This window comes from Lewinella sp. LCG006, from assembly GCF_040784935.1.
In the GTDB taxonomy this organism is placed as follows: domain Bacteria; phylum Bacteroidota; class Bacteroidia; order Chitinophagales; family Saprospiraceae; genus Lewinella.
Genome location: NZ_CP160680.1, coordinates 5,803,495 through 5,828,758 on the forward strand (window position 1 = coordinate 5,803,495; position 25,264 = coordinate 5,828,758).

The 25,264-nt window shown below is 48.6% G+C and carries 17 protein-coding genes; 12 read left to right on the forward strand and 5 right to left on the reverse strand.

The window, feature by feature from the left end; genetic code table 11:
• Positions 1-81: 81 nt before the first annotated feature.
• Complete coding sequence (locus AB0L18_RS20935; protein ID WP_367389275.1) at positions 82-2,181, forward strand: hypothetical protein; 2,100 nt, start codon at positions 82-84, stop codon at positions 2,179-2,181.
• Here the strand turns inward: AB0L18_RS20935 and AB0L18_RS20940 are convergent.
• Complete coding sequence (locus AB0L18_RS20940) at positions 2,178-3,518, reverse strand: MFS transporter (RefSeq protein ID WP_367389276.1); 1,341 nt, start codon at positions 3,516-3,518, stop codon at positions 2,178-2,180. The two genes, AB0L18_RS20935 and AB0L18_RS20940, sit on opposite strands and share 4 nt — an antisense overlap.
• A gap of 28 nt (positions 3,519-3,546) precedes the next feature.
• Here AB0L18_RS20940 and AB0L18_RS20945 point away from each other — a divergent pair, with 28 nt between their 5' ends.
• Complete coding sequence (locus tag AB0L18_RS20945; RefSeq protein WP_367389277.1) at positions 3,547-4,521, forward strand: MBL fold metallo-hydrolase; 975 nt, start codon at positions 3,547-3,549, stop codon at positions 4,519-4,521.
• Here AB0L18_RS20945 and AB0L18_RS20950 read toward each other — a convergent pair.
• Complete coding sequence (locus AB0L18_RS20950; protein ID WP_367389278.1) at positions 4,518-5,417, reverse strand: T9SS type A sorting domain-containing protein; 900 nt, start codon at positions 5,415-5,417, stop codon at positions 4,518-4,520. The genes AB0L18_RS20945 and AB0L18_RS20950 overlap by 4 nt on opposite strands.
• Positions 5,418-5,701: 284 nt before the next feature.
• On the opposite strand from AB0L18_RS20950, the gene AB0L18_RS20955 reads away from it, so the two are divergent.
• The 3 genes from AB0L18_RS20955 (at position 5,702) to AB0L18_RS20965 (ending at position 10,292) form a co-directional block, all read left to right on the forward strand.
• On the forward strand, positions 5,702-8,230 hold the full coding sequence (locus AB0L18_RS20955) for an alpha-amylase family glycosyl hydrolase (RefSeq protein WP_367389279.1): 2,529 nt from the start codon (positions 5,702-5,704) through the stop codon (positions 8,228-8,230).
• Between the two features lie 131 nt (positions 8,231-8,361).
• Entirely contained in the window at positions 8,362-9,726 is a 1,365-nt protein-coding gene (locus AB0L18_RS20960) for a T9SS type A sorting domain-containing protein (protein WP_367389280.1), read from the forward strand.
• A gap of 65 nt (positions 9,727-9,791) precedes the next feature.
• The gene (locus tag AB0L18_RS20965) at positions 9,792-10,292 is read left to right on the forward strand and encodes a hypothetical protein (protein ID WP_367389281.1); all 501 of its coding nucleotides are present in this window, start codon (positions 9,792-9,794) and stop codon (positions 10,290-10,292) included.
• A 43-nt stretch (positions 10,293-10,335) separates the two neighbouring features.
• Here the strand turns inward: AB0L18_RS20965 and AB0L18_RS20970 are convergent, their stop codons facing one another.
• The 3 genes from AB0L18_RS20970 to AB0L18_RS20980 form a co-directional block, all read right to left on the reverse strand.
• A complete protein-coding gene (locus AB0L18_RS20970) occupies positions 10,336-11,499 on the reverse strand; it encodes a WG repeat-containing protein (RefSeq protein ID WP_367389282.1) in 1,164 nt (387 codons plus the stop codon).
• A 6-nt stretch (positions 11,500-11,505) separates the two neighbouring features.
• Positions 11,506-12,018 carry a 5-(carboxyamino)imidazole ribonucleotide mutase gene (purE, locus tag AB0L18_RS20975; RefSeq protein ID WP_367389283.1) on the reverse strand — a complete coding sequence of 171 codons (513 nt, stop codon included), beginning with the start codon at positions 12,016-12,018 and terminating at the stop codon, positions 11,506-11,508.
• Positions 12,019-12,150: 132 nt separating this feature from the next.
• Positions 12,151-13,323 (reverse strand): 5-(carboxyamino)imidazole ribonucleotide synthase, encoded by a 1,173-nt coding sequence (locus AB0L18_RS20980; protein ID WP_367389284.1) that lies wholly within the window; start codon positions 13,321-13,323, stop codon positions 12,151-12,153.
• 104 nt (positions 13,324-13,427) lie between these two features.
• On the opposite strand from AB0L18_RS20980, the gene AB0L18_RS20985 reads away from it, so the two are divergent.
• The 7 genes from AB0L18_RS20985 to AB0L18_RS21015 all read left to right on the forward strand — a co-directional run bounded on the left by AB0L18_RS20985 (position 13,428) and on the right by AB0L18_RS21015 (position 25,240).
• A complete protein-coding gene (locus AB0L18_RS20985) occupies positions 13,428-14,765 on the forward strand; it encodes a glycosyl hydrolase (protein ID WP_367389285.1) in 1,338 nt (445 codons plus the stop codon).
• 442 nt (positions 14,766-15,207) lie between these two features.
• Complete coding sequence (locus tag AB0L18_RS20990) at positions 15,208-16,191, forward strand: hypothetical protein (RefSeq protein WP_367389286.1); 984 nt, start codon at positions 15,208-15,210, stop codon at positions 16,189-16,191.
• A gap of 65 nt (positions 16,192-16,256) precedes the next feature.
• A complete protein-coding gene (locus AB0L18_RS20995; RefSeq protein WP_367389287.1) occupies positions 16,257-17,105 on the forward strand; it encodes a dienelactone hydrolase family protein in 849 nt (282 codons plus the stop codon).
• A gap of 104 nt (positions 17,106-17,209) precedes the next feature.
• A complete protein-coding gene (locus AB0L18_RS21000; RefSeq protein ID WP_367389288.1) occupies positions 17,210-18,901 on the forward strand; it encodes a gliding motility-associated C-terminal domain-containing protein in 1,692 nt (563 codons plus the stop codon).
• A 128-nt stretch (positions 18,902-19,029) separates the two neighbouring features.
• Positions 19,030-22,428 carry a ThuA domain-containing protein gene (locus tag AB0L18_RS21005; protein WP_367389289.1) on the forward strand — a complete coding sequence of 1,133 codons (3,399 nt, stop codon included), beginning with the start codon at positions 19,030-19,032 and terminating at the stop codon, positions 22,426-22,428.
• 244 nt (positions 22,429-22,672) lie between these two features.
• Positions 22,673-23,578, forward strand: a complete 906-nt coding sequence (thyA, locus tag AB0L18_RS21010) for a thymidylate synthase (RefSeq protein WP_367389290.1) — start codon at positions 22,673-22,675, stop codon at positions 23,576-23,578.
• Positions 23,579-23,824: 246 nt separating this feature from the next.
• The gene (locus AB0L18_RS21015) at positions 23,825-25,240 is read left to right on the forward strand and encodes a c-type cytochrome (RefSeq protein ID WP_367389291.1); all 1,416 of its coding nucleotides are present in this window, start codon (positions 23,825-23,827) and stop codon (positions 25,238-25,240) included.
• The last annotated feature ends 24 nt before the right edge of the window (positions 25,241-25,264 follow it).

A 25,264-nucleotide genomic window follows, 5' to 3' on the forward strand; every position in this document is an offset into this window, starting at 1 on the left:
GGTAAATGTCGTAGAATCTGCTACCTTTGTCAGCTGTGAATTTTTGCAATCATCCGATTCGTTTTTGAGAACAATTTGAACATGGAGGGAATTAGTTTTGCTTATCCTGCTTGGTACCTTGGCCTTTGTTTATTGGCAGGCTTAATCTACGCGCTGGTCTTGTATTATCGAAACGATGGCTTTCGTGATGCTCCTTCCTGGTTGAGTACATTATTAAGTGTGCTCCGCTTTTTAGCCGTATCGGTGTTGGCATTTTTACTCTTATCGCCCATCTTGCGTTCTACGCAAACCCAATCCCAGAAACCTGTCATCGTTTTCGCCCAGGACGGTTCAGAATCTGTAGCTGCGGCTTGGTCAGCAGAAGATAGTACGGCTTACGTGAACAATGTCAAAGCGCTTACCAGCAAATTGGCAGAAGATTACGACGTAGTCAGCTATACCTTTGGCCAGGACGTCAGAGATACCCTCGATTTTTCTTTTACAGACAAGCGTACCAACCTGGCCAACTTGCTGGGAGAAGTGTATGATGTTTACAGCAACCAAAACCTGGGGGCGGTGATCATCAGTTCGGATGGAATTTACAATGAAGGTGCGAACCCCGTGTACACCGACGCCAAACTTAATGCCCCGGTATATACCTTGGGCTTAGGCGATACTACCCGACGTAAGGACGTGTTGGTCAAGCGGGTTTTCCATAATAAAATCGCTTATCTCGGAGATAAATTTTCTATCCAGGTTGATATTGGTGCGCAAAACGCAGCAGGTGCCACCACGCCTTTGAGAATTGCCCGGATGGAAAATGGCCAACGCCGTGAACTCATCAATGAATCGGTGAACATTGACCGCAACGATTATTTTTCTACCCGCGAATTTATCCTGGATGCAGATCGAGCTGGTGTTAATCGCTATGTCATCAGTATTGGTACCATTGCTGGCGAAGCATCAACGATCAATAATGCTCGTGATATTTATGTCGATGTGCTGGAAGCTCGCCAGAAGGTCTTGATCCTGGCCCACGCTCCCCATCCTGACCTTTCTGCATTGAAGCAAAGTATCAGCGAAGGGCAAAACAATGAAGTAACGGTTGCTTACCGCAATACCTTCGACGGCAATGTGCGCGATTATGATTTGGTAATCCTGCACCAGTTACCCAACCGCAATGAATCATCGAATGATTTGTTGACGCAGCTGAAGACCAATAAGATTCCTGTATGGTTTTTTGCTGGTGATCAATCAGGGCTCCAGGCTTTCAATACTGCCCAGCAACTCATCAATATTTCTGGCAGCGGCCGAAACACCAATGATGTAGAGCCCAAGCTGGCCAATAATTTCAGCTTGTTTAACATAAATGACGAAGTTCGAGGGTTCCTGCCTGCGCTTCCTCCGGTCGTGACTCCTTTTGGAGAGTTTTCTTCAGGTAGCAATGCTTCCGTGTTGTTGTACCAGGAGATTGGCAGGATCAGTACAGAGTATCCATTACTGAGCTTAGGTGAAGAGGATGGTCGTAGAATGGCTGTTTTTGCCGCAACGGGCATCTGGAAATGGCGCTTGTTTGATTACTTGGACAAGAAAAACCACGATCGCTTCAACGAGCTGGTAAGTCAAGTGATTCAGTACCTCAGCGTCAAGGATGACAAGCGTCGCTTCCGCGTAAGTTTGGCGAAAAATATCTTTGACGAAAACGAGCCCATCATTTTTGATGCTGAACTTTACAATGATAATTACGAACTCATCAATGAACCTTCAGCACAGTTGGTGATCACCGATTCCGAAGGGCGAGACTATAGTTATACCTTCAACCCCACGGGCCGTGCCTACCGACTCAATGCAGGTATCTTGCCCGTAGGCAATTACCGCTTTAGTGCCAATGTGAATACGGGTACGGAAAGCCTCACTTACAACGGCCAGTTCAGTGTGCAAGCCGTTCAATTAGAGCGATACGAACTTACTGCCGACCACGATTTACTCCGCCTGCTCAGCGAGCGTTACGGTGGGGAATTACTGGATATGGCAGGCTTCAATGCTTTACCTCAAACGCTGGCAGAACGTGGAACAGTAAAATCCGTATTGTATGAAACGACCACTACCAGAAGCTTGATCAACCTCAAAGGAATCTTCTTTATTTTGCTCTTTTTGTTGAGTTTGGAGTGGTTCTTGCGTCGTTATTTCGGGAGTTATTAGGGCGTGTTAAGCTTGACTTTCCTCATGATGAAATAGCCCATTAGGCAAAAAACGCAGGCGGCCCAGGCACTGGCAATTACCCCCGTAGGTTCACTGGCGCTTTTCCCGAGTAATAAGAAGGAAGGAAAGAGTAGCACGGCCAGGCTTATCCCGATTTTCATCATGAAATTGCGTACAGCATAAAACATCCCTGCCTGTTGTTGTCCAGTAGCTACTTCATGTTCGTGGACAAAATCAGCGATCAGTGCATTTGGTACAATACCAAACGTAGCAAGTGGATAAGCTGCTAGGATGGCCACCAAATAAAATAGTACGGTTTTGTCTAAAGGGAGGTAGGTTACCAGTGCGGTGATCGCAAAAACGGCAAGGAAAACCCAAAAAGCACTCAGCAGCATCCCTTGCTTTCCAAAGCGTTTTACCCCCATGTTTACAGGCCAATACAAGAGAAAGCTCGCCAAAAAGCTGATGGCTAGAAATGCGGAAGCTTGTTCTTTGGGCCAACCAAAAAGTGCGGTGACATAATAGCTTACCCCTTGTTGGATGAAGGTCAAAGCCAGCCAGTACAACAAATCAGAACCAATAAACAGGCGAAAGTTTTTGTTTTTAAAAACGGAACCGAGTGCTTCTTTAGGGGGCACTGCCAGTCCGCTCTGCTGCTGAGCGTAAGTTTCTTCCTTAAGAAAAAAGGCAGGAACGAGCATCAACACCAGAGAGAAAGCCGCAAAAGCGCCAACCGTCCACTGAAAAGCCTGGACACTATCGGTGAAATTTTCGAAATATCCTTGAATACCATAAGCCATTCCTCCAATCACAAAGCCCAGCGCCCAGGTAATGGAAATGAGCGTACTGATACGCATCCGGTCTGGCGGATGATGCCCCAATTCAGGAATAAGCGCATTGTAAGGCACCAGGTACAAGGTGAAAAAGAGGTAAAACAAAAAGACCACCGCAATCAGCCAACAAGCATTATAAGCACTTAAGCCTGCTACCGGCGGGAAAAACAACAAAAACGACAGCCCCGCAAAAGGAAGTGCGGCCAGACGCATCACTTTTTTTCGCTTACCTCCGGCCACTGGCCGATTGTCTGACCAGGCCGCAATCCAGGGGTCGGTGATGGCATCAAAAATACGCCCGCCAAAGTTGATGAACCCAATCAGGGTAGCTACGCCCAGGATGGCTCCCTGATAAATAAAAGCAGGAAAAACGCTATGGCCATCGGATTCTGGGGGGAGATAAAAGTAAACCAGTAAATTAGCTGCACCAAAACTGGCCAGGGACCAGCCCAGCTGGCCGAGGGCATAAATCAGGAGCTGGGATAAGGGGGGGCGTTTTATCATGCTTAAAGATAGATTTAATAAAATGGCAATGCAAAATAAGCTTATCTGTGAATTATCAACGATCTGGCTGCTGATATTAGCCCTTTCGTCCTGTGCTGCACCGCCCCAGGACCCCGTGTCTCAAGCGATACATCCTTCCCAGCCTTACGCGATTGTTCTGGGGATTGCCCAAGATGCTGGTTACCCGCAAACGGCTTGCCAACAAGCTTGTTGCGCACAAGTGTGGGAAGGGGTGCAATCCCCTCAAATGGTAAGCTGCCTCGGCTTGGTAGACCCCATCTCTGAAGAACTGTGGCTGCTGGATGCTACGCCCGATTTTCGGGAGCAGTGGCAGCTCTTGACGCAGGAATTGTCCACAACAACTATTACTCAGCCCAGCGGCGTATTGATTACCCACGCGCATTTAGGGCATTATACCGGATTGTTGCAGTTGGGACGGGAAGTGATGGGCGCGGCTTCGGTACCCGTTTTTGCTATGCCGCGTCTTGGGAAATTCCTGCGTGGCAACGGGCCCTGGTCTCAGCTGGTGGAATTAGACAACATCGTTCTCCAACCGCTGAAGTCAGGTCATACCGTTGTACTCAATGAACGCCTGAAGGTAACTCCGATAACCGTACCCCACCGCGATGAATACTCGGAGACGGTAGGCTTTAGGGTGGAAGGACCAGGAAAAAGCCTGTTGTTTATTCCTGATATCGACAAGTGGGAACGTTGGGAGCGTTCTCTTGCCGATGAAATAGCTGCTGTTGACATCGCTTTTCTGGATGCCACTTTTTTTGCAGATGGCGAATTGCCCAATCGGGATATGAGTAAAATTCCTCATCCTTTTGTTGCGGAAACCATGGATTTGCTCAAAGAAGCTCCCTTTACCGAAAGACAAAAGGTGCATTTTATTCACTTCAATCACACCAATCCTCTTCTTCAAGCTGAAAGCCCCGCTCGGCAAGAAGTAGCGGAGCGAGGCTTTCATTTAGCTTTTACCGGCCAGCGGGTAGAGCTTTAGTGAATAAACAACCTTTGGTTATCCATCACGCCCGCAGTAGAAAGTATGCGTAGGGAATACACACCATCTGCAAGCTGCGCTACATTGATCGCCGACTGGGTCCAGTTTTGACGGAGGACGATTCGGCCCGCCATATCGATGATTTCAATGGTAATGGGGCCTTCGTCGTCCGGTAATCCACTGATTTGCAGCAGCTCATCGGTTGGATTAGGGTACAGTTGAACATTGATCTTACCCTCCCAGCGCGCAGAGACGATGGAGGAATAACTGAAGCTCCCATCGTAATCGACCTGCTTGATCCGGTAGTAATTGAGACCGGGGGCAGGGGCTACGTCCAGAAACTGGTAGTGTTGTTCCTCCTGTGTGGTGCCTGCACCTGCGATGCTGCCAAGTTTTTCCCAGTTGCGGCTATCGGTGCTCCGCTCAATGTGGAAGTAGGCGTTGTTGGTTTCGGTGGCGGTGGTGAAGGAGAGGTTAATATAAGTTTCTTCAGCCTTGACCGAAATTATTTTCAATGTTACAGGTAATGCTGTTAATGGGTAGATAAAATCAGTGAAGCCATAATTTGAACCGCTTTGGTTTTTGGTAGCTAGCTGCGAATCAGCATTATTAACTCCTGTTGGAATTGTGATATCTACATACCAATTTGCATTAGGGTTAATATCACCAGTGTCAAAAACGCCATTAATTAACCCTGAATAATTAAACCCTCCAATTCCATTGTCCCATCTAATTTCAGCAAGAGTAGTTTCTCCAGGTGCAGTGTCTGAATCTACCCATATTCTTACTGTGTTACCACCATTAATTACCTCATAAGAAACAAAATTTCTATATGTAGCTGCTGAAATAGAGTAGGTAAATAATAAGGCGAAAATACTTAGTAATACGTGTTTCATAATTCGGTTTTTAAAGATTTATAAATAGTTGTTCGTGGTTTTAATAAGACACCGTGCATGATGCATTGATGAAAGGATTCATCAATGACGGTATAACCAATGAAGGTCATTGGAGGTTCGGAAAACTGAATTTTGTTGGGTTATACTAGGATAGGCAAAAAAATACGCGGTAAAAATACATTTTTTCAGAATGTTAAGTAAATATAATGGGCTTGTTGTTATTTTTACACCATATCCTGTTAAAGTCCGGTTGAGAATTCAGTGTCATTAATCAAACAGATGTAATGAGAGTATTGATAGTGCTTGTTGTTGCCCTATGTGGCTATGGCTTAAATGCCCAGGACTTTATGCTGCAAGGTTGGTATTGGGACTACCCCAGTGCTAATTGTGGAGGCCTAAATACCAAGTGGGCCGTGAATTTGCAAACGCAAGCCAGTACGCTGGGGAATGCAGGTTTCACCTACGTGTGGTTGCCACCACCAGCCAAAGGAGGTAGCGAATGTAGCGTAGGGTACGACCCCAAAGATTTGTACGACTTAGGCGATTTTGGACCTACCCGTTTCGGGAGCCGTGCGCAGTTGGATGGGCTCATTTCAGCATTGCAGAACAATGGCATGGAGGCGGTTGCTGATGTCGTTTACAATCACCGCGACGGCGGTGACTATGAAGACAATCCCGGTGTGCGGAATTACATCATGAACTACCCCAATGTGGGGAATACTTGCAACAATGGCGTAACCCCTTACCCCATCAACGGGAAAACCCGCTGGCGCTTGCCCCTCGGAGGGAGTTCCGGCAATAATGCCGGGGATTATTATTTTAAATTCTCTTCTGCTTCCGGAAACCCAGGGTTTCATGGGCGGGGATACAATCTTTATTTTCAGACTTCGCAGGCGGGTTGGCTAAATATGAGCGACTTGTCGGAGGTAGAACCCAACGGTGGCGGTGATTGTGGAACGCCCGATGATCAGACGACCATTACCCTGGGGCGGAACATGCTGGCCACCATCGATAATGGGGGCTGCGGCGTGGATGAATTCCTGGTGGTCTTAAATCCTGGTGATTTCAATAGTGCTGGGGACTACCTGGAGATATACGTATCCCAAAGCGGCGGGGATGGCACGGGGGTAGACATCCGCCCTTACGGGCTTTATGCGGCCCCTCGCGGCGCGGATATTATCAACGAATTGGCTCTCCAGACACGGACGGATTTTACCAACATGCCCAGTGGCCAAGGAGCCATGAACTACCTCAACTTTAAACCCAATGGCATTGATCCTACCTGCCTGGAAGGCGACTGGGATTTTCCCTACTTTTTCTTCGATGTAGATCAACGGGAAGCATCCACCCAGACGGTCTACAACGAATGGAGTGAATGGTTAATCGAAAGCGTGGGCTTTACCGGTGGCTTGAGGATGGATGCTGTCAAACACTTCGATCCCGCTATGGTGACCGATCTGCTCAATTACCTGAGCAGTCAAGGCATTGAGCCGGGAATGATCGTCGGCGAAATTTTTGACTCCAGCACCGGTGCTCTCAATGGATGGGTAAACAGCGTTAATAATGGCCTTACGGCGAATGTGGATGTGCGTGCGTTTGACTTTAGCTTGCGTTCAGCCCTCAAGGAAGCTTGCGATCGGCATTATTTCAACACTTCTTATGATGTGCGGAATGTCTTCAATGCTGGGATGGTGGCTGCTGGCGCCAGTAGTTTCAGTGCTGTAACTTTTGTCAACAACCACGATTTTAGAGATGCCAATCAACCTGTGCAGGATGATCCATTACTGGCATACGTTTACATCCTCACCAACAATAAGGTAGGCCTGCCTTGTGTGTTTTACCCCGATTTTTTTGGTGATCAACCGCCCCATTATCCTGCTACCAATATACAGGCGGAAATAACCGAACTGATGAGCCTGCACCAGGACTTCATTTTTGGGGCAAGCGAACATTACTACCTCAATCGCTTTGGTACGCCTTATGCTAGTAGCTATCTTTCTGGCAACGCCAATCAATGCCTGATCTACCAAATCATTGGTGGCCCCAGCAATGAAGATGTGGTCGTAGCCATTAATTTTGGAAACACTCCTCTGCAAGTAGACCACCAGATCAATCTGGATAATGTCCCTTATGGCGCTACTTTTGAAGACATGACCGGTAATTCTGCCTTCCCTTTTGCTATTGCAAAAAACAGCCCTGGCGGAGTGCCTAATAGTATTTACATTGATCTTCCAGCGCGTTCTTATTCTGTCTGGGTGTACAATAGTGGAATTACACCATTGCCAGCAGAGCTGTTGAGTTTTCAGGCCAAGCAAGAGGGTCTTCAAGTACACTTGGATTGGCGCACCGCTCAAGAAGAGCAGTTGAGTCATTTTCGTATCGAACGCTCTGAAGATGGCAAGTTATTTCGTCCAGTAGGCCAAGTAGCCGCAGTGGGCAATAGCCAGGAAGAGCAGTCCTACAGCTTTCTGGATCGACAGCTTTCTCGTATCAGGGGAGAATATCTGTACTACCGTCTGGCGATGGTGGATGTTGATGGTTCCGAAGAAATTTCTCCCGTTCGGGAAATTCATCTGCCATTTAACCAAATTCAGGTTTGGCCCAATCCTGTGGACAATGAATTGCACCTTACAACGCAGCAAGCCATTGATCAGATAATGGTCTTAAACGCTCATGGACAATTGCAGTATCGACAATCGGCAAATGGTCGCCAATGCCAGCTGTTTACCAATGATTGGGAAAGTGGGGTCTATCAATTATTGATCATCCTGTCCAACGGTGAACAACTCCATCATCGTTTTGTGAAACTATAGAGGTCAGGGAGAAATCCATGAATTCCCTTGGTTTAGGAAAAAATGAATTCAGTGACCTGTCATTGTTTTTATAGCATTTCTTTTGTTTAAAGGCTTGCTATAAATGAATTGTAAATACTAAAAACACCGCGATGTTACTTTCTAAAAAAGCATGGCATCTTCTCCTCCTTTTGCCATGGACTTCAACAGTTTTATTTGCTCAGATTGACGATTTTTTTGTCCGTGACTCTATTGAGATTGAACAGGGGATTTCAGGAACCACTAATTTTGAACCGCTTACCCGTGTGATCAATGAGAGCTTTGATGCGAATAACCGCCCGCTAAGTACGGTTATTTACCGCTACCTGTCGGCCAATGAAGTTGCACCTTCCAAGCGGCAGACCTTTGAATACGATGAGGATGGCAACATCACTTTTTTCTTTCTCGAGGAATGGTCAGAGAGCGAGGAAAACTGGCTGCCGATAAAACAAGAAAATAGCACCTATGAGAATGGCCGCTTAGCGGTCCTACTGAGAAGGATACCGGTAGGCGGAGAGCTGCAAAATTATCGTCAGTGGACCTATCAATATACTCCCACCGGCTTTGAAGCTGAAAAGCTGCTACAAGATTGGAATCCCGCCACTCAGCTGTGGGATAATGTCAGCAGGAAAACCACTGCCTATAATGCCGAAGGAAGAATTATTCAACAACGCTTGGAGCGATTTGTCGGCGGAGAATGGCGAAACAGACGACAAAGGGTATGGAGCTGGGATGCGGGGCAGCTTCAGCCTTCGCAAACCCTTTCGCAAGTTTGGTCCGCAGCGGAGGGCGTTTGGGTGAATGATACCCGTAAAAATTACAGCATGACGGCCAACGGCGTCTGGTCTGGATCGGTTATTCAAGCGTGGAACGTAGTGACCGAGGAGTGGGACAATGACATCAGAGAAGTTTTTAACATCGATATCGACAACAACACCACCAGCTACGTGCTCGAGCAGTGGGATAACGGATGGCAGTCTGATTTAAGAAGCCAGTACAATTATTCTACTAATGAGAATACAGCTTTATTACAGCGTTGGAATACCGATAATCTGGCGCACGAGAATTTTCTGCGCTACCGTTCTTTGTTCAATACCGATCGCTTGCCGGTTCAGCGCACTGGCATGCAAGCTTGGAATGCTGATGCTGCAAGTTGGCAAAACGAAAACTATACCCGGCGTGTCAATTACTTCTGGCGGGCAAGCGATCCGTCGACTACCACTGAGTTAGCAGACAATCAGTGTATTATTCCTAATCCCTACTGGAGCGGTACTACCATCAGTTGTGAGCTTAGCACCCAGGACTATCCGTTGAGTTTTGAAGTGTATAACCTGTATGGTCAATTGCTTTTACAAAAACCGGTAAACAGCCAAAGCTTCACAGCTGAGACTTCTAGCCTTCCCGGTGGGCTCTACATTTTCAAGCTGTCTGATAACAGACGGGTTTATCAGGTTCAGAAAGTGGTAGTGGCCAACTAATCACCTTATCTGCCTTTTTACTACCACGCGATAATCCAATTCATTGACTTTACAATTTGATCTTCATGATACGCATACTTCTTCTGCTAAGCGTTTTATTTATTGCCGGGACGAGTCTACAAGCCCAGGAATCTGGCGAATTTGAAAAACCACGGAACGGTCCGGAAAAAACCTGGCGAGATTCGGGCTATTATTTTATCCCCACCATCGTACGATTCAGGGTGATCGGGCTAGCCCCCGCAGGTTCAGGGCAAGCGGCGGCGGATGTAGTTTTTAGTTCTACGGAAAACAGTGATTTGATGTTCAACGGGCAGGCAACAATCATTTTTATTCCTGCCAATCTTCCTTCTGAAATCAATTTCGGGATGCAAACGAGGGGTTTGGCTACCATCTTACTCCCTCAGGATTTATTGTTTTGCCCAGACGATGAGGGGGAGCAAGGCATGGGGCAGGACGATCCTTATTTTCCCTTGTTCTTGGCCGGCCAATTTGAACGGATCAATGGACAGTGGCTAACACCATCCCTGTGGGTAGGAGTGCAACTCAATGATTTTGTTGTTAATTAATGTACTGCCGACGGGATTCGAACTCGCAATCTCCGGCCATACCCTACTCATACACCTGCACCGGCGCCAAACCTTCACTATAATCCCGCACCTCTAGATAATAAGACTTGGGGCTAAAAAGCAGAAACCCACTGGTATCAATGTAAGTAAGCCCACGATCAGTAGCTACTCTTGCCAATCCTTCGGTAAAGGCCCAGGCCAGATAATAGCGAGGTGAGCTCAGGATCGAACCATCGGGGCGGAGATAGCCCCAAAGTTCAAGGTCGCGATAAGCAGCGAGGCCATCACTAAAGGAGTGAATCTCGTCCAATGATTTTTGCAATAGCTCATTGCCTTCGTCGTCTAGCAGTTGGTACTTGGCGGCGTTGGCAGCTATCCAGCGGTTTTCACCAGCATAAAAGAGCTGGTCGTACTGAGGAGCTACTTTCCATTCTCCTTTTTTGTCGATCAAACCCCATCGTTCTTCTTCCGCTACAGCGGCCAGGCCCTCGTTGAAATCAGCAGCCTGACGATAGCGCGGAGGGATCAACCATTTGCCTTTGGGAGAAAGATAGCCGTAGCGCCCCTGTTCTCTGGCACGAGCCAGCCCTGCCACAAAGGGTTTGAGTTGTTCGTATTGAAAATCAATGATGACTTTACCTTGCTGATCGATGATGCCGTATTGATCGTCTTTTCGTACCACGGCCTGCCCATTGGCAAAGGGGCCGGCTTTGGTATATTGGGGCTCAATCACCACCTCGCCTTCCGGGTTGAGGTAGCCGTATAGGTCGCCTCTACGGAATGCTGCCCTTTGGTTATTAAAGTCGGTAAGTTCTTCATAATCAGGCGCAATGATCCATTCTCCCCGGGTGTTAATAAAGCCGAATTTACCTTCATCCGCTTGTGCCCGTGCGCGCGCCTCAGAAAAAGGCCACGCTGCCCGGAAACTTTTGCTCATGGAGAATTGCCCCGACTTATTGATATAATGCCAGCGGCCATCTTTGCGCACCAGTGCCAGTCCTTCTGCAAAGGCACGAACCTCATCAAAGTTGTTGCGAATCGCCAGCTCTCCGTCACGATCAGCAAAGCCCCAGGTGTAGGGATTGTCTTGGTAGTCGGCAGCAAGGTCGGGTAGGGGAGCCTCCTTCCCTTCGCTCGGTGCAGGGTCAGCCTGACAGGCACTTATGATAAATACAAGCAGCAGTAAAAAGAACGGTAAACGCCACATAAGCAATTACTTTTTCTCCTCAAGATACGCTTTGTACCCTTTAGCTTCCAGTTGGTCGTATTTTATCGCCACTCCTTCGGCCATCGACTTTTTGTAGTCTATCAATCGCTGACGAATGGCGATGTCCTGCGCTCCCAAAATTTGTGCTGCCAGTATACCTGCATTCTTTGCCGCATTGACGGCCACCGTAGCCACTGGTACACCATTGGGCATCTGCAAGATCGAAAGCATCGAATCCCACCCGTCAATAGAATTGGACGACTTGATCGGCACCCCAATCACCGGCAGTGGCGACAAAGAGGCCACCATCCCAGGCAGATGCGCTGCACCGCCTGCTCCGGCAATAATCACCTGGATGCCGCGCTCGTGCGCCCCTTGGGCAAAAGAAAACATCCGCTCCGGCGTCCGGTGTGCCGATACGATGGTCAACTCAAAGGCGAGCCCCAGCTCTTCCAGTACGTCGGCAGCTTGCCGCATGATCGGTAAATCCGAATCTGAACCCATTATTATGCTGATCATTGTGGATCGTTTTTTTATGTAAAATAATTAGGTTCCGCGGGCTTTAGTCCGCCTGCGTCATCATTGCTCTCGATATGCGGACTAAAGCCCGCGAAACCTATTTTACCTTAATATTTGATACATTACCCTCTACTACTTCTCCCCACACTTCAGCGCAGCTTTGACCTGTTCCGCCTTTAACAGTGCTTCCTGTGGGTTAGCGGCCATGATCGTCACATGCCCCATTTTCCGGAAGGGCCTCGTTTCCTTTTTTCCGTACAAATGCACAAACACATCCGGGATGCTCAGCACTTCCTTCATGCCGCTGTAGTTGGCGGGCCCACTGGCACCTGGCTCACCCAGAATGTTGAGCATTACTGCTGTTTGTAACAGTCGCGTGTCTCCCAGCGGCAGGTTGAGTACGCCGCGCAGATGTTGCTCAAACTGACTTGTCAGGCAGCTTTCTATGGTGTGGTGGCCGCTGTTGTGAGGTCGTGGAGCTACTTCGTTGATGAGCAACTCACCGCTTTTGGTCAGGAACAATTCTACAGCCAGCAATCCACTCAACCCGTAGGCTGCCGCCGTCTTTTCTGCCAGTGCAATGGCTTTTTGCTCCAGCTCCTGGGTGATTTGGGCGGGCGCGAGCAGATAATCTACGAGGTTAGCAACGGGATCGAAGACCATTTCCACCACTGGGAATGACTTCATTTCACCATCGGCATTACGCGCTACCACTACTGCCAGCTCCTTTTCTATATCGACCAATTCTTCAATCAAGGCTGGACCAGGAAGCAGGTTGTTGGCCAGGTCATCGGGTGTTTTTATCACCGTTACCCCACGGCCATCATAGCCGCCCGTTCGGCTTTTTTGCACAAAAGGCAATTGAATACGACCGTCCTCAACAGCTTGCTGGATAGCATCTTCGTTATCCAGCAGTATGAAAGGCGAACTGGGAAGCTGGTGTTTTTGGTAAAACAACTTTTGCGCCCCTTTGTCTTTGATGATGTCCAGCACATCAGGGGCTGGATGTACGATCACTCCTTCCTTCACCAACTGGTGCAAAGCCCCCGTATGCACGTGCTCAATCTCAATGGTGAGCACGTCTACCTGGCGGCCAAAGCGCAGCACATCTTCTTCTTTACGAAAATCACCCGCCACAAAGCGAGTCGCGTAAGGAGCTGCCGATACCGTCTCGTCTTTATCCAGTATCCAGTAAGGCAGGTGCCAATTAGCAGCAGGCAGGGCCATCATTTTACCGAGTTGGCCACCGCCCAGGATGCCAAGTGTGGTCTCCCCGTTAAAAACTTTGGCAATATGGTCAGTCATGTCTAATTGTTAGCTATTTGTAAGTGGAGCGCCGCAAATTTACAAACCCCGGGGACAGCACAAAAATAAATGCAACATTCGTTTTAACACTGTACTTTAGCATCATGAAACAATCTTCCTCCGTTTGGCAAACTCGTCGCCAGGATCTTTTAACCCAAATGCAGCACGCCGGAGCCAGTTGGCTAGGCTTTACCGAGCCCACCCTGTGTGGCCGAGCGGGCGTTCGCCTGCACGAAAAGCATCCATCTAGTAGTGAGCTTCAGGCAGAAAGCACCTCCGATTTGATCTTCCACAAGGCAGAGTACGCCGCTCAGCAGTTGGCTTTGGGTATTGCTCCCGCGGCTGCTCATATCCACTTGCCACGGCTGGTACAGTACGATTTGGCACACGTGGTGGAGGGGCTTCCCGAAACCAGAGCGCGGGCAGCAGAGGACCAGCAGCATAGTTTCCTGCAACGTCAGCCAGCTTTCGAGGTCTTGGTCGAGCACCTCACGGCTTTTCATCAAGAGGGAGTTGTCCCTGTTTTGGTCTGGCATGCCTTTCATCCCGTCCACGGCGACAAGAGCATCTACGAAATGCCAGGCGTCGATCCTTTTGCGGCTACCAAGACGGATGAAGAGCCTGCGCTATTGGTGAGCTTGGCGAAGCACCTGCATTTATCCGCTGCGGAGTGGCCCTCTAGCCTCACGGAGACACAACGGCAAGTGCTGACGACCATGCAAGCCAAGCTGCAGCGGATCGCCGATTTTGCGAATTCTCTGGCGGAAGAAGGAATCGTGGCCATTTTTCGACCTTACCACGAAGCCAACGGCCACTGGTTTTGGTGGGCCATCGATCGTTTTTCGGACAATCCGAACGAAGCTGCGGAGCTGTTCTGGAAACTGTGGAAAAATACCCGCACGTATCTGGAAACAACCTGCGGTGTCCAAAACCTGGTTTACGCCTGGTCACCAAATATCGCTGGCAGTTGGTTCCAAGAAGAGGCGGATTTAGTCAGCCTATACACCAGGGGCATCCATCCCGAAGCGATAGATATCTTGGGTATTGACTGCTACGCCAATAACCTGAGTGCCAAAAAGGAGGCCCTATTGAGCCATCGTCGCGAGGTACTCCTGAAAGGTCTGGAGGTGATAGCCGCCCTGCGACGTGCTTTCCCGGATAAGCCCGTTGGTTTCACCGAGTTGGGCCTGCGCTACCACGAACTTTTGAAAGACGATGTAGCTACCGCAAAAATGGGTGAGCCCTCTCGCGGCGGCGGTACTTTGAACGAACCCTTCTTCAAACGCTTTTCGCAATTTGCTACCTATCCGCCACATTTTACCATCTTCTGGCGCAATGAGCCTCATTCCCTGGAGTTCCCCCTGGCAGGGCTATCTCCTGAAATGGAGCAAGAGGTAAGAGGGATGTACACTTATTTTGATACATTGGTGCGGGCGCTTTAATGCGCCAAACAGGATTTGCCCCCTCCGACAGCGGCAGCACAATGCTGAACGGGAATGCCATTCGTATAAATACATTGATGCATTTACACTGCGAATTGGGAATGCCACAAGACGTAAAGCTCCCCACCCCTTAGCTGAGCACTCGGACAAGGGGTGGTAGCGGTATGCGCGCAAGCGACAGCGAGCACATAGTAGCGGACGACCCGGTCTCGGCTTTGCCGAGATGGCCCCAAAATACCCGGAGAATTTGTGCTGTCGGGCTTGCTCAAAGCGTTAAACTTCTGTTAAATAGCCTGATAGTGCTACTTTTGTTAATGTATGATTGTCGATTTTCAGGATAGCTGATTAAGCGGCAAAGGCTGCTGTTCATGGAATCGACGAACTGTCTTAATCGCGTAATTGTTGTTTTAATAATTGTTTCACATCGCTCAAACTTACTACTATGCGTAACGTTGCTCTACTTTTTTTAATAACCATTGTTTGCTCGTCGTGCTATGTTTATCGCCCCTATGAACAATCTTTTCAAGGACAACTAACGGCCCTGCCGCTGGCCAAACAAGACAAGGAACTGGAACTGTTTTTTGCGGGAGAAAAGATGCCCGAAAAGGATTACCTGCGACTGGGCATGGTAAAGGAGTCACGTACCAGTCATCAATCAAACTTAAGTACATTAATGGATCGTTTGACGAGCAAAGCGCAGGCCATGGGCGCAGATGCGATTGTAGTGATGGGAGCAGGCGATACAGAAAGGGTGTACTCGATTGCAGAAGGCTCTTACTCTGTCCCCTCCGAGAGTATGTGGGGGATCGCCATTCGGTACCTGGACAACCTGGCCTTGGAACCAAATGTCCTTTCACATTTGGAAATAAGGTCAATGGGCCCTAACGCCAAGTCGGCAGATGGAACCATTGACTTCGATACGGAGGGGAATCTGAAAGCGGGGTCATTGGACAAATGGGAGCAATACGTCTACTTCCATTCCCTGGAGTATTTATTGGAAAGCAAACGCGATTGGCGATTTACCAAAGTACAGGTAAGTACGCCGAGTAATCTGTATGATATTGTCCGTTTGCAAGGGGAGGGAGGCTCGACAAAAGCTAAAGTGAGGATAAGTTATGATCGCGAGGAGAAAGCGACTGATTTAAGGATTACCTACTTGGGTCGCAGGCAAGTCAATGAGAAGATGGTGCTTGTTTATGATACGCAAAATCGGGTGGTGGAGCGTAGATGGACAGAAATGGGCAGCAAAAATATCGTAGTCACCCGTACTTACGATGCTGCCGGATTGATCTTGCGCGAGGACTACACCATGCAACGTGGAAATGCAGCGGCCGAGCCTTTGTTAAGTGTTGATTATCGCTATTTTACGGAAGATGAATTGATGCAACTGCTGGAAAAAGAACAAATTGTGAGGGTGGGGTCTTGAGTTGAACAACTCGCAATAATTACTGTTTAAGAGGCATCCATTTGAGAAAATTAAAATTCACTACTATGAAAGCCTTTTACATCCTGTTTTTCACAGGAGCAATGTTTTTTATTACGGCCTGCGGTGCAGATAATACTCCTGCTACTGATGAAGCCACCACAGAAGAAGCGACAATAGAGCCCAAAATTGTGGGCGAAGAAGTAAGCTATAAAGCGGATACCACCGAGATGATCGGTTATATCGCTTACGACGAAAATGCTACCGGAAAGCGTCCCGGTATTTTGGTTGTTCATGAATGGTGGGGCCACAACGACTACGTGCGTAAACGCGCCAAAATGTTGGCAGAACTTGGTTACGTAGCTTTGGCCGTAGACATGTACGGCGATGGCAAGCAAGCGGATCACCCCGATGATGCTGGTAAATTTGCCATGAGCGTCATGCAGAATTTTCCTACAGCAGAAGCGCGCTTCAACGCTGCGCTGGAAGTACTGAAAAACCATCCCAAAGTAGCTAGTGAAGAGATTGGTGCTATTGGTTACTGCTTCGGTGGAGGCGTGGTGCTGTCGATGGCGAATACCGGAGCTGACCTGGACGCAGTGGCCTCATTCCACGGTAGCTTGGGTTTACCGGTGATGCCGGAAAAAGGTAAAACGACCGCTAAAGTCTTGGTTTTGAATGGTGCTGCTGATCCTTTCGTTACCCCTGAACAAATTGCGGCCTACACCGCAGCCATGGACAAAGCTGGAGCCGATTATCAATTCGTCAATTACGAAGGCGCGGTACACGCGTTTACGAGCCAGGGTGCCGACGCTTACGGCGAAAAATTTGACCTACCGCTGGCCTACAACAAAGAAGCCGACGAGAAATCGTGGGAAGCGATGAAGGCACTCTTTTCAGAGGTTTTTAAGAAGTAGGCTTGGGCAGGACTTTCTGCTCCTTTAATCTAAAGTTAAAACAGGAGGCCGGATAGCAAAAAACTATTCGGCCTTTTTATTTTGGGGCTAAACCCTCAATACTTATGTTCCTAATCAGCAATAAATGCGCTTTTAGAAAGTCTTTACTTCGTGTTTCTTCCAGAACAGCCCTTCTCTTTTTCCTGTGTGTGTCTATGCTTCCTAGCGATGCGCAAGTATGCAATGGAAGCTTAGGCCCCATCATTTTTGTAGAAGATTTTGGCAGTGGCCCCAATCCGGGTCCGGAACTGCCGGCGGGATTTACGACTTACACCTTTGGGTTGGGCGCTGGCGGCCGTTATTATGTCACCAACGACAGTGGTCAAAATGGTGCCCTTTGGCACAGCGCACCCGATCATACTCCCAATGATACCGATGGGTACATGTTGCTTTTTGATGCTTCGGATGATGCAGGTGTGTTTTTTCAGACGGACCTGGAGAACCTTTGTCCCAATACGAATTATGTTTTCAGTTGCTACGTAGCTAATATTGTGGTGCCTACGGCATGTGGCGGCAACAGTAGGGAGCCAGATCTGCGCTTTACCCTTTTTGATTCGACCACGGGAACATCATTAGGCACCATTACTACGGGAAGTATTCCGGTAAGCACTACGCTGGAATGGAACGAATATGGTATTACTTTTCGCACGGGTCAAATGCAAACCAGCATGCAAATAGTGGTAACAAACAATGCTCCCGGCGGATGTGGCAATGATTTGGTGATTGATGATTTTAGCTTACGTCTGTGTAATCCCTTGACGGAACAAGTATTTGATTTGTGCGATCTCCCTGGAGGAATTATCGAGGTAGGAAGTAATACTTATTCCTCCGCAGGCACCTATGAAGATTTGATTCCTTTGTTGAATTCTTGTAATGATAGTACCGTTATTACCACCCTTGTCGGCGAAAACCCGGTGTTGCCTACGATAAATATAACCTTCTGTTCCGGGGATAGCGTAAGTGTAGGAGGCCAGGTTTATTACAACAGTATCAACTTTACCGACACCTTGGATATGTCGGGACCTTGTCCGATGCTCCAACCTTATCAGATCGTTAGCCAGGAACCACAAAACATTGTCAACGATGTCTTCCTGTGTTTTGGCGAAAGCTTGCTGGTAGGTACGAATACTTACACCGCAGCAGGCACATACATAGACAGCCTCACGACGGCAGCGGGCTGTGACAGTATAGTCATTACTAACATAGCAACTGCGGGCATTGATGTTGCACTCAATGTGAGCGATCTAACCCTGGAATTGGGCGCAACCATAGCCCTACAAGCAACGAGTAGTTTGAGCAACGATCCCGGTTTTTCTTGGGCTCCACCGGAGGCCTTTTCTTGTAGCGACTGCCCGAACCCCGTTTTTCAGCCATTGCAGAGCGGCATCTATACCCTTACAGGCATTGACCAGCCCTCAGGCTGCACCGATAGTCTTGCCTTTAATGTGGAGGTTTTGCCCTGTACCAAGGTATTTATCCCCAACGTCTTCAGCCCGAACCAGGATGGCGTGAATGATCACTTTCAGGTGTTTGCCAAATCCTGCTATTCCAACATCCAGGAAATCCGCATCTTCGACCGCTGGGGCGGATTGGTCTACGAGACTTTTGATCAGGCTCCCAATTCGACTACCGGCCTCTGGAATGGTAAGATTGGTGGGAAAGTTGCTCCGGCCGGGATTTACGTTTACACGATGACTTTGGAAGTCTTGGACGGTACCACCCAGCAGCGAAGTGGGGAGGTGTTGGTGGTGTATTGAATTAAAAACAACAGCAGAATAGGCGACTTGACTTCATAAAACACGTGATTGAGGAACGCTTATTCTGTGAAAATAAAAAACTTACCTTAATTTAGGCACTTAATACTACATCATCAATCGCCATCTTCATGAAAAGGTTTTTTCTATTGCTCCTGAAAAGTAGCAGTTTCCTATTGCTTTTAGCTGTTTTATGTTTCTATTCCTGCGATGCTCCTGGTGGGCCGCCGCGGGTATTGGTCTTCTCCAAAACGGATGGCTATCGCCACGCATCCATTCCCAAAGGGCAGGAGGCGATTCGCAAATTGGGAGAAGTCAACGGTTTTTTGGTAGATACTACGGAAGATGCTACCCTGATCAATGAAGAAAATTTGCAGCAATACGCAGCCGTCATTTTTCTGAGTACAACGGAAGATGTGCTGGATGATACCCAAGAGGCCGACTTTCAAAGATACATCCAGGCTGGCCGGGGTTTTGTGGGGATCCATGCGGCTACAGATACGGAGTACCAGTGGGGCTGGTTCAATCGCTTGGTGGGCGCGCAATTTGCCAGCCATCCCAAGATCCAGGAGGCGCACATTACTTGTGTCGATAGTACACATATTTCTACCCAGCACCTGCCGCATGATTGGGTGAGAACGGATGAGTGGTACAACTTTAAAAACTTGTACAGCAAAGTAAATGTCTTGCTGAACCTGGATGAAACATCGTACACGGGTGGGACAAACGGAGCAGAGCACCCCATCGCCTGGTACCACGAATACGATGGTGGCCGTGCCTGGTATACCGCCCTTGGGCATACCGAGGAGAGCTACGAGGAAGAAGCTTTTCTACAGCACCTTCTGGGAGGCATTCAGTATGCTATTGGTGAAAACAAACCTTATCAGTTGGAAAACATCTCGGCACAGCGGCGTCCCGAAGACAATAGGGTAGAGCGTACCATGCTCATCCAGGGCCAGTTGACGGAACCCACCGAGTTTACCATCTTGCCCAACCTGGATATGCTGGTGGTAGAGCGACGCGGAGAGATCAAATACTACGCTACAGGAAGCAACCAGTTACGCAGCTTAGGCAAGCTAGATGTGTATTTCGAAGCAGAGGTGGAGGGCGTCAACGCCGAAGAAGGCCTCATGGGGGTGCAGGCTTCGCCCGACTTTGCCCAAACAGGACACGTTTTTATGTACTACAGCCCGGCGGATACTTCCGTCAATCGGCTTTCGCGTTTTACCTTCCGAGGCGACAGTTTGGATTTTGCTAGCGAGAAAATCGTATTGGAGGTTGCTTCCGACCGCAATATCTGCTGCCATACCGGCGGCTCCATTGCTTTCAGCGGAGACGGTAAATACCTGTTCCTCTCCACGGGCGACAACTCCACGCCCTTCGACGAGAGCGGCCAACAGTTTGTCAATAAGGGCTACGCGCCACTGGATGAGCGCCCAGGACACGAGCCTTACGATGCCCGTCGTAGTTCAGGAAACACCAATGACTTGCGCGGCAAAATCCTACGCATTGAAGTTCAACCCGACGGCAGTTATACCATACCGGAAGGAAATCTCTTTCCCGAAGGCACACCACAAACCCGTCCAGAAATTTACGTGATGGGTAATCGGAATCCTTACCGCATTTCGGTGGATGCCAAGAACGGTAACCTCTACTGGGGGGAAGTAGGCCCGGATGCCCGCATTGATAATGCTGAGACCCGCGGGCCGCGTGGGTACGACGAAGTGAATCAGGCAAAAGCAGCGGGCTTCTTTGGCTGGCCTTTGTTTGTGGGCAACAACTACGCTTATCACCAGTACAATTACAATAATGGCGTGGCTGGGCCCGCTTATGACCCGCAAGCACCCATCAATGATTCGCGCAACAATACCGGACTACAGCAATTGCCGCCCGCACAGCCTGCCTTTATTTGGTACCCTTACGGAGAATCCGAGGAGTTTCCAGCTGTGGGCAGTGGTGGCCGCAACGCGATGGCTGGCCCGGTGTACTACCCCGACCTTTACGCCGAAGCGACTCGCTATCCTAATTATTATAAAGGGAAGCTTTTTATCTACGACTGGATTCGGAATTGGATACTGCTGACCAGCATGCACGAGGATGGTACTTTGGATAAGTTGGAGCCTTTCCTTCCGGAAGAAGAGTTTCACAATATCATTGACATGGAAGTAGGACCAGATGGTCGCATCTATTTGCTGGAATACGGAAGCGGCTGGTTTTCCAGAAATCCGGATGCGGGTATCTCCAGGATAGACTTTTACCCTGGTAACCGTCCACCACAGATCGATTCCATTTTTGTCAACAAACTTTCGGGTAAGCTGCCTTTTGCTTTAGAGGCGGAGCTGCTTGTTTCCGATCCAGAGGGACAGCAATTGAGCTACGAATGGCAGGTAGGTTATGAGGTTTACGAAACGACGGAGCCGCATTTGTCACTGACCCTGGAGGAAGAGGGCAATTACCAGGTCAGTTGTCGGGTAAAAGATACAGAAGGTGGCTTGCGCTTGAGCGAAACTTTGCTGGTTTATGCTGGCAATGAAGCCCCCAATGTAGAGGTGGTCGTGGAAGGAAACCAGGATATCTACTTCAAAGGGCAGCCGATTAATTACCGGGTAGCGGTCACCGATGATGACGCGGTGTTGGAGGAGAACTTAATGATCCAAACGAAATATACCCGTGATGTTGAAGTCTCAGAGGGGCACTTGCAAGGCATAGGAAACAAAGTAGGAGAAAGCCTAATAGCGAGCCTGGATTGTGCATCCTGCCATAAAGAGCGGGAAAAATCAATCGGCCCAAGCTACCAGCAGATCGCCAATCGCTATCGCGAGGAAAAAGCCGCCACGGTCTACCTGAGCGAAAAAATAATCAAAGGAGGAGGTGGTGTTTGGGGGGAAGCGGCTATGGCTCCTCACCCAACAATTTCTCCCGCCGAAGCTGCGCTGATTGTGGAATGGATACTCTCTGTTGATGCACCTGCTTCCACCGTAGCGTCTCTGCCAAGGGAGGGTACCATCATTGGGGGCAACCCCAAGTCTTGGCAGTCTACACTGCAACTTTGGGCCACCTATACGGATGCGCCCAAAGAAGGCATCAAGCCGCTGACAACGAGTATCGCCAAAGTGCTGCGGGATAATTACTTCAACGTCAACGAATGGGAACAAGGCGAAGGATTCCGCAAGGGTGATTGGAAAGAAATGGAAGTATGGGAGTTGTTGCCACAAGACGGCTGGCTGAAACTGCCCGGGTTTGATCTGACGGGGGTAGAACATGTAAATCTAGATTTGTTCTGCAATGCGTCTTCACCTTTGAATTATCGTTTTGAATTGCGGGCAGGCTCACCGGAAGGGGAGGTGTTGGCCAGTTGGGAAGACGAAGGCAAGGGTCGGAAGAATGATCGCCTCCACTTGGAGAGCCCGCTCAATAAAAAAGCAAAGGTAGCAGCAGATCAACCTTTTTACCTGGTATCCAAGTTACTAACACCCGGATCGGAGCAAGGGCAAGTTGCTTTTGGTGGGCTAGGAGTTTTGCCAGAGTAAGAGCATCTGTTTTAAAGATCGACACCGCTCCATAGCTCCATAGCGTCGGGTTTTATACCCAACGCTATGGAGCTATACTGTTAGCTGAAGGACGGGGAATTGTAATTTTACCAGGACTATTTCAATAGATAACTCCTTGAACTTGGGCAAGCAGAGGTGATTGTGGAAAACTTGTGTCACAGAAAAGCAAAATAATAACTACCTTCGCCGCTGCACAAAACAGCAAAGCAGCTGTTAGTCTTAGATGAGAGCATACCACGAACTACTCCAGCATATTCTTGAACAAGGTACCGATAAGGGCGATCGCACGGGTACCGGTACGCGGAGTGTTTTTGGTTATCAAATGCGTTGCAAGCTCAGCGAAGGCTTCCCTCTCCTCACCACGAAGAAGGTTCATTTCAAAAGTGTAGTTTACGAATTGCTTTGGTTTCTTAAAGGAGATACCAATATCAAATACTTGGTACGCAACGGTGTCAATATTTGGAACGAGTGGCCTTTTCAGCACTATCTTAATGAAAATGGCTTGGCCGAGAAATACCCACGCTATAGCCAGGAATGGAAAACGGCTTTGAAGGAGTTTGTCCAGCAAGTAAAAGAGGAGGATGCTTTTGCTGCTAAATGGGGAGAACTAGGTCCCGTTTACGGAAAGCAGTGGCGCGATTTTGGCGGCGTTGACCAGATCACCGAAGTGGTAGCAGCGATCAAGCGGAATCCCGACTCGCGTCGGCACCTCGTTTCTGCCTGGAATCCACCGGATATTCCTGGAATGGTCAAAGCGGGTTTGCCGCCCTGCCATTCTTTGTTCCAGTTTTATGTGGCGGAAGGGCGCTTGTCCTGCCAGTTGTACCAGCGTTCAGCAGATGTATTTTTGGGCGTACCTTTTAACATTGCCAGTTATGCTTTGTTGACGGAGATGGTAGCGCAGGTGTGTGACTTGGAGGCGGGTGATTTTGTTCACACCTTTGGCGACGCACACCTTTATAATAATCACCTTGAACAGACGAAACTGCAGTTGAGCAGAGACATTCGTCCTTTACCGAAGTTGAAATTGAATCCGGAGATCAAAAATATTTTTGCTTTCTCCTACGATGATATCCAGTTGGAAAACTATGATCCTCACCCAGCCATCAAAGCGCCCATTGCGGTTTGAAAAAAGGAGAGGCTTGTTATTCAGCGCATTAAATGTGCTTTTTGTAAATATTATAGACAACAAAGGTTGTCTGCCCGAAATTTCCGAGAAACGGCCAAATCGGGCGCTTTGTTTAGAACTTGTCTAAATAGAGTATATGTTTTGCAATTAGTTTGTTAAAGAAATGTCACAAAATTATCTTTGCCCCGATTTCAGGCAGCTGGAATTTTTGTGTTTGAACAGAAAAAGTAATAAAGGTCACTACCGATGACGTATAAGTCTTTGACACACCGCTTTTTACTCCTTCTTGGTATCGTACTGAGCAGCTACGGCTTGTTTGGCCAAGACCTTGAAGCAGGTAAAACGATATTCCGTAACAATTGTGCGGCTTGCCACGCTGGCGACATGAAAACCAATCTTACTGGTCCTGCCCTCGGTGGTGCACCAGAACGTTGGGCCGATTACGGCGGCGATGAAGCACTCTATTCCTGGATCCGTAACTCTCAGGCGATGATCGCCGCTGGCGACAATGAGCGCGCTGCTCAATTGTGGTCAGAATGGGGCCCTACTGTAATGAACTCGTTCCTCAATCTTTCGGATGATGATATTGCCAATACCTTGGCTTACATCCAGGGAGTGTATGACGGCACTTATCCTCCAAAAATTCCAGGACAAGAAGGAGGGGTAATAACAAACACTCCTCCCAAAGACAACACCTGGATGTTCGTCGGTCTGGCAGCACTACTTGGCTTACTGGCCATCGTACTAGCGCGTGTTGTTTCTAACCTTAACTACATGATTAAGGTGAAGGAAACCGGTGCAGCAGTACAGCGCCGTACGCTGGTAGAAGTATTGACCAGCCGCGGGGTTATCGCTTTTGTGATTTTTGCACTGGTGGTGCTCGGTGGTTATACTACGGTAAACAATGCCATCGCACTAGGTCGTCAGCAAGGTTACGAGCCTACGCAGCCAATCAAGTTCTCGCACGCCACTCACGCGGGTATTCAGCAGATCGACTGTCAGTACTGTCACGATGGTGCACGCCGCTCTAAGCATTCGGTCATTCCTGCAGCGAATACCTGTATGAATTGTCATAAAGCCATCAAGAACGGCTCCCAATACGGTACCGCGGAATTGACGAAAATCTACGCTTCTGTAGGTTATGATCCAAGTACGGATAAATACATCGACGGCTACGACCAGTTGGAGAACGACGAGATTGAGGCGATCTACAAGAAATGGATTGCTGATCAGTACGTACAAACTACTGGTGGCATGGATGATGAAGGAGAAAACCTGATCGAAGAGCAGTGGGAAGGCATCGTTAGTGCTTTGACCAGCGAAGATCTGGATGATGATAAAATTGCTGGTCCTATCAACTGGGTACGTATTCACAACTTACCTGATCACGCTTACTTCAACCACGCACAACACGTGTCAGTGGGTAAGGTGGAGTGTCAGACTTGTCACGGTCCGGTAGAAGAAATGGAGAAGGTTTACCAGTGGTCACCTCTATCTATGGGATGGTGTATCAACTGTCACCGCCAGACGGAAGTGCAGTTTGCGGGTAATGAGTACTACCAAGCGTACGAAAACTACCACGAGGAAATTCAGGCCGGAACGCGGGACAAAGTTACCGTGGAAGACATCGGTGGTCTGGAGTGCCAGAAATGCCATTATTAAGAACAGCAATCAAGAGACAGACAA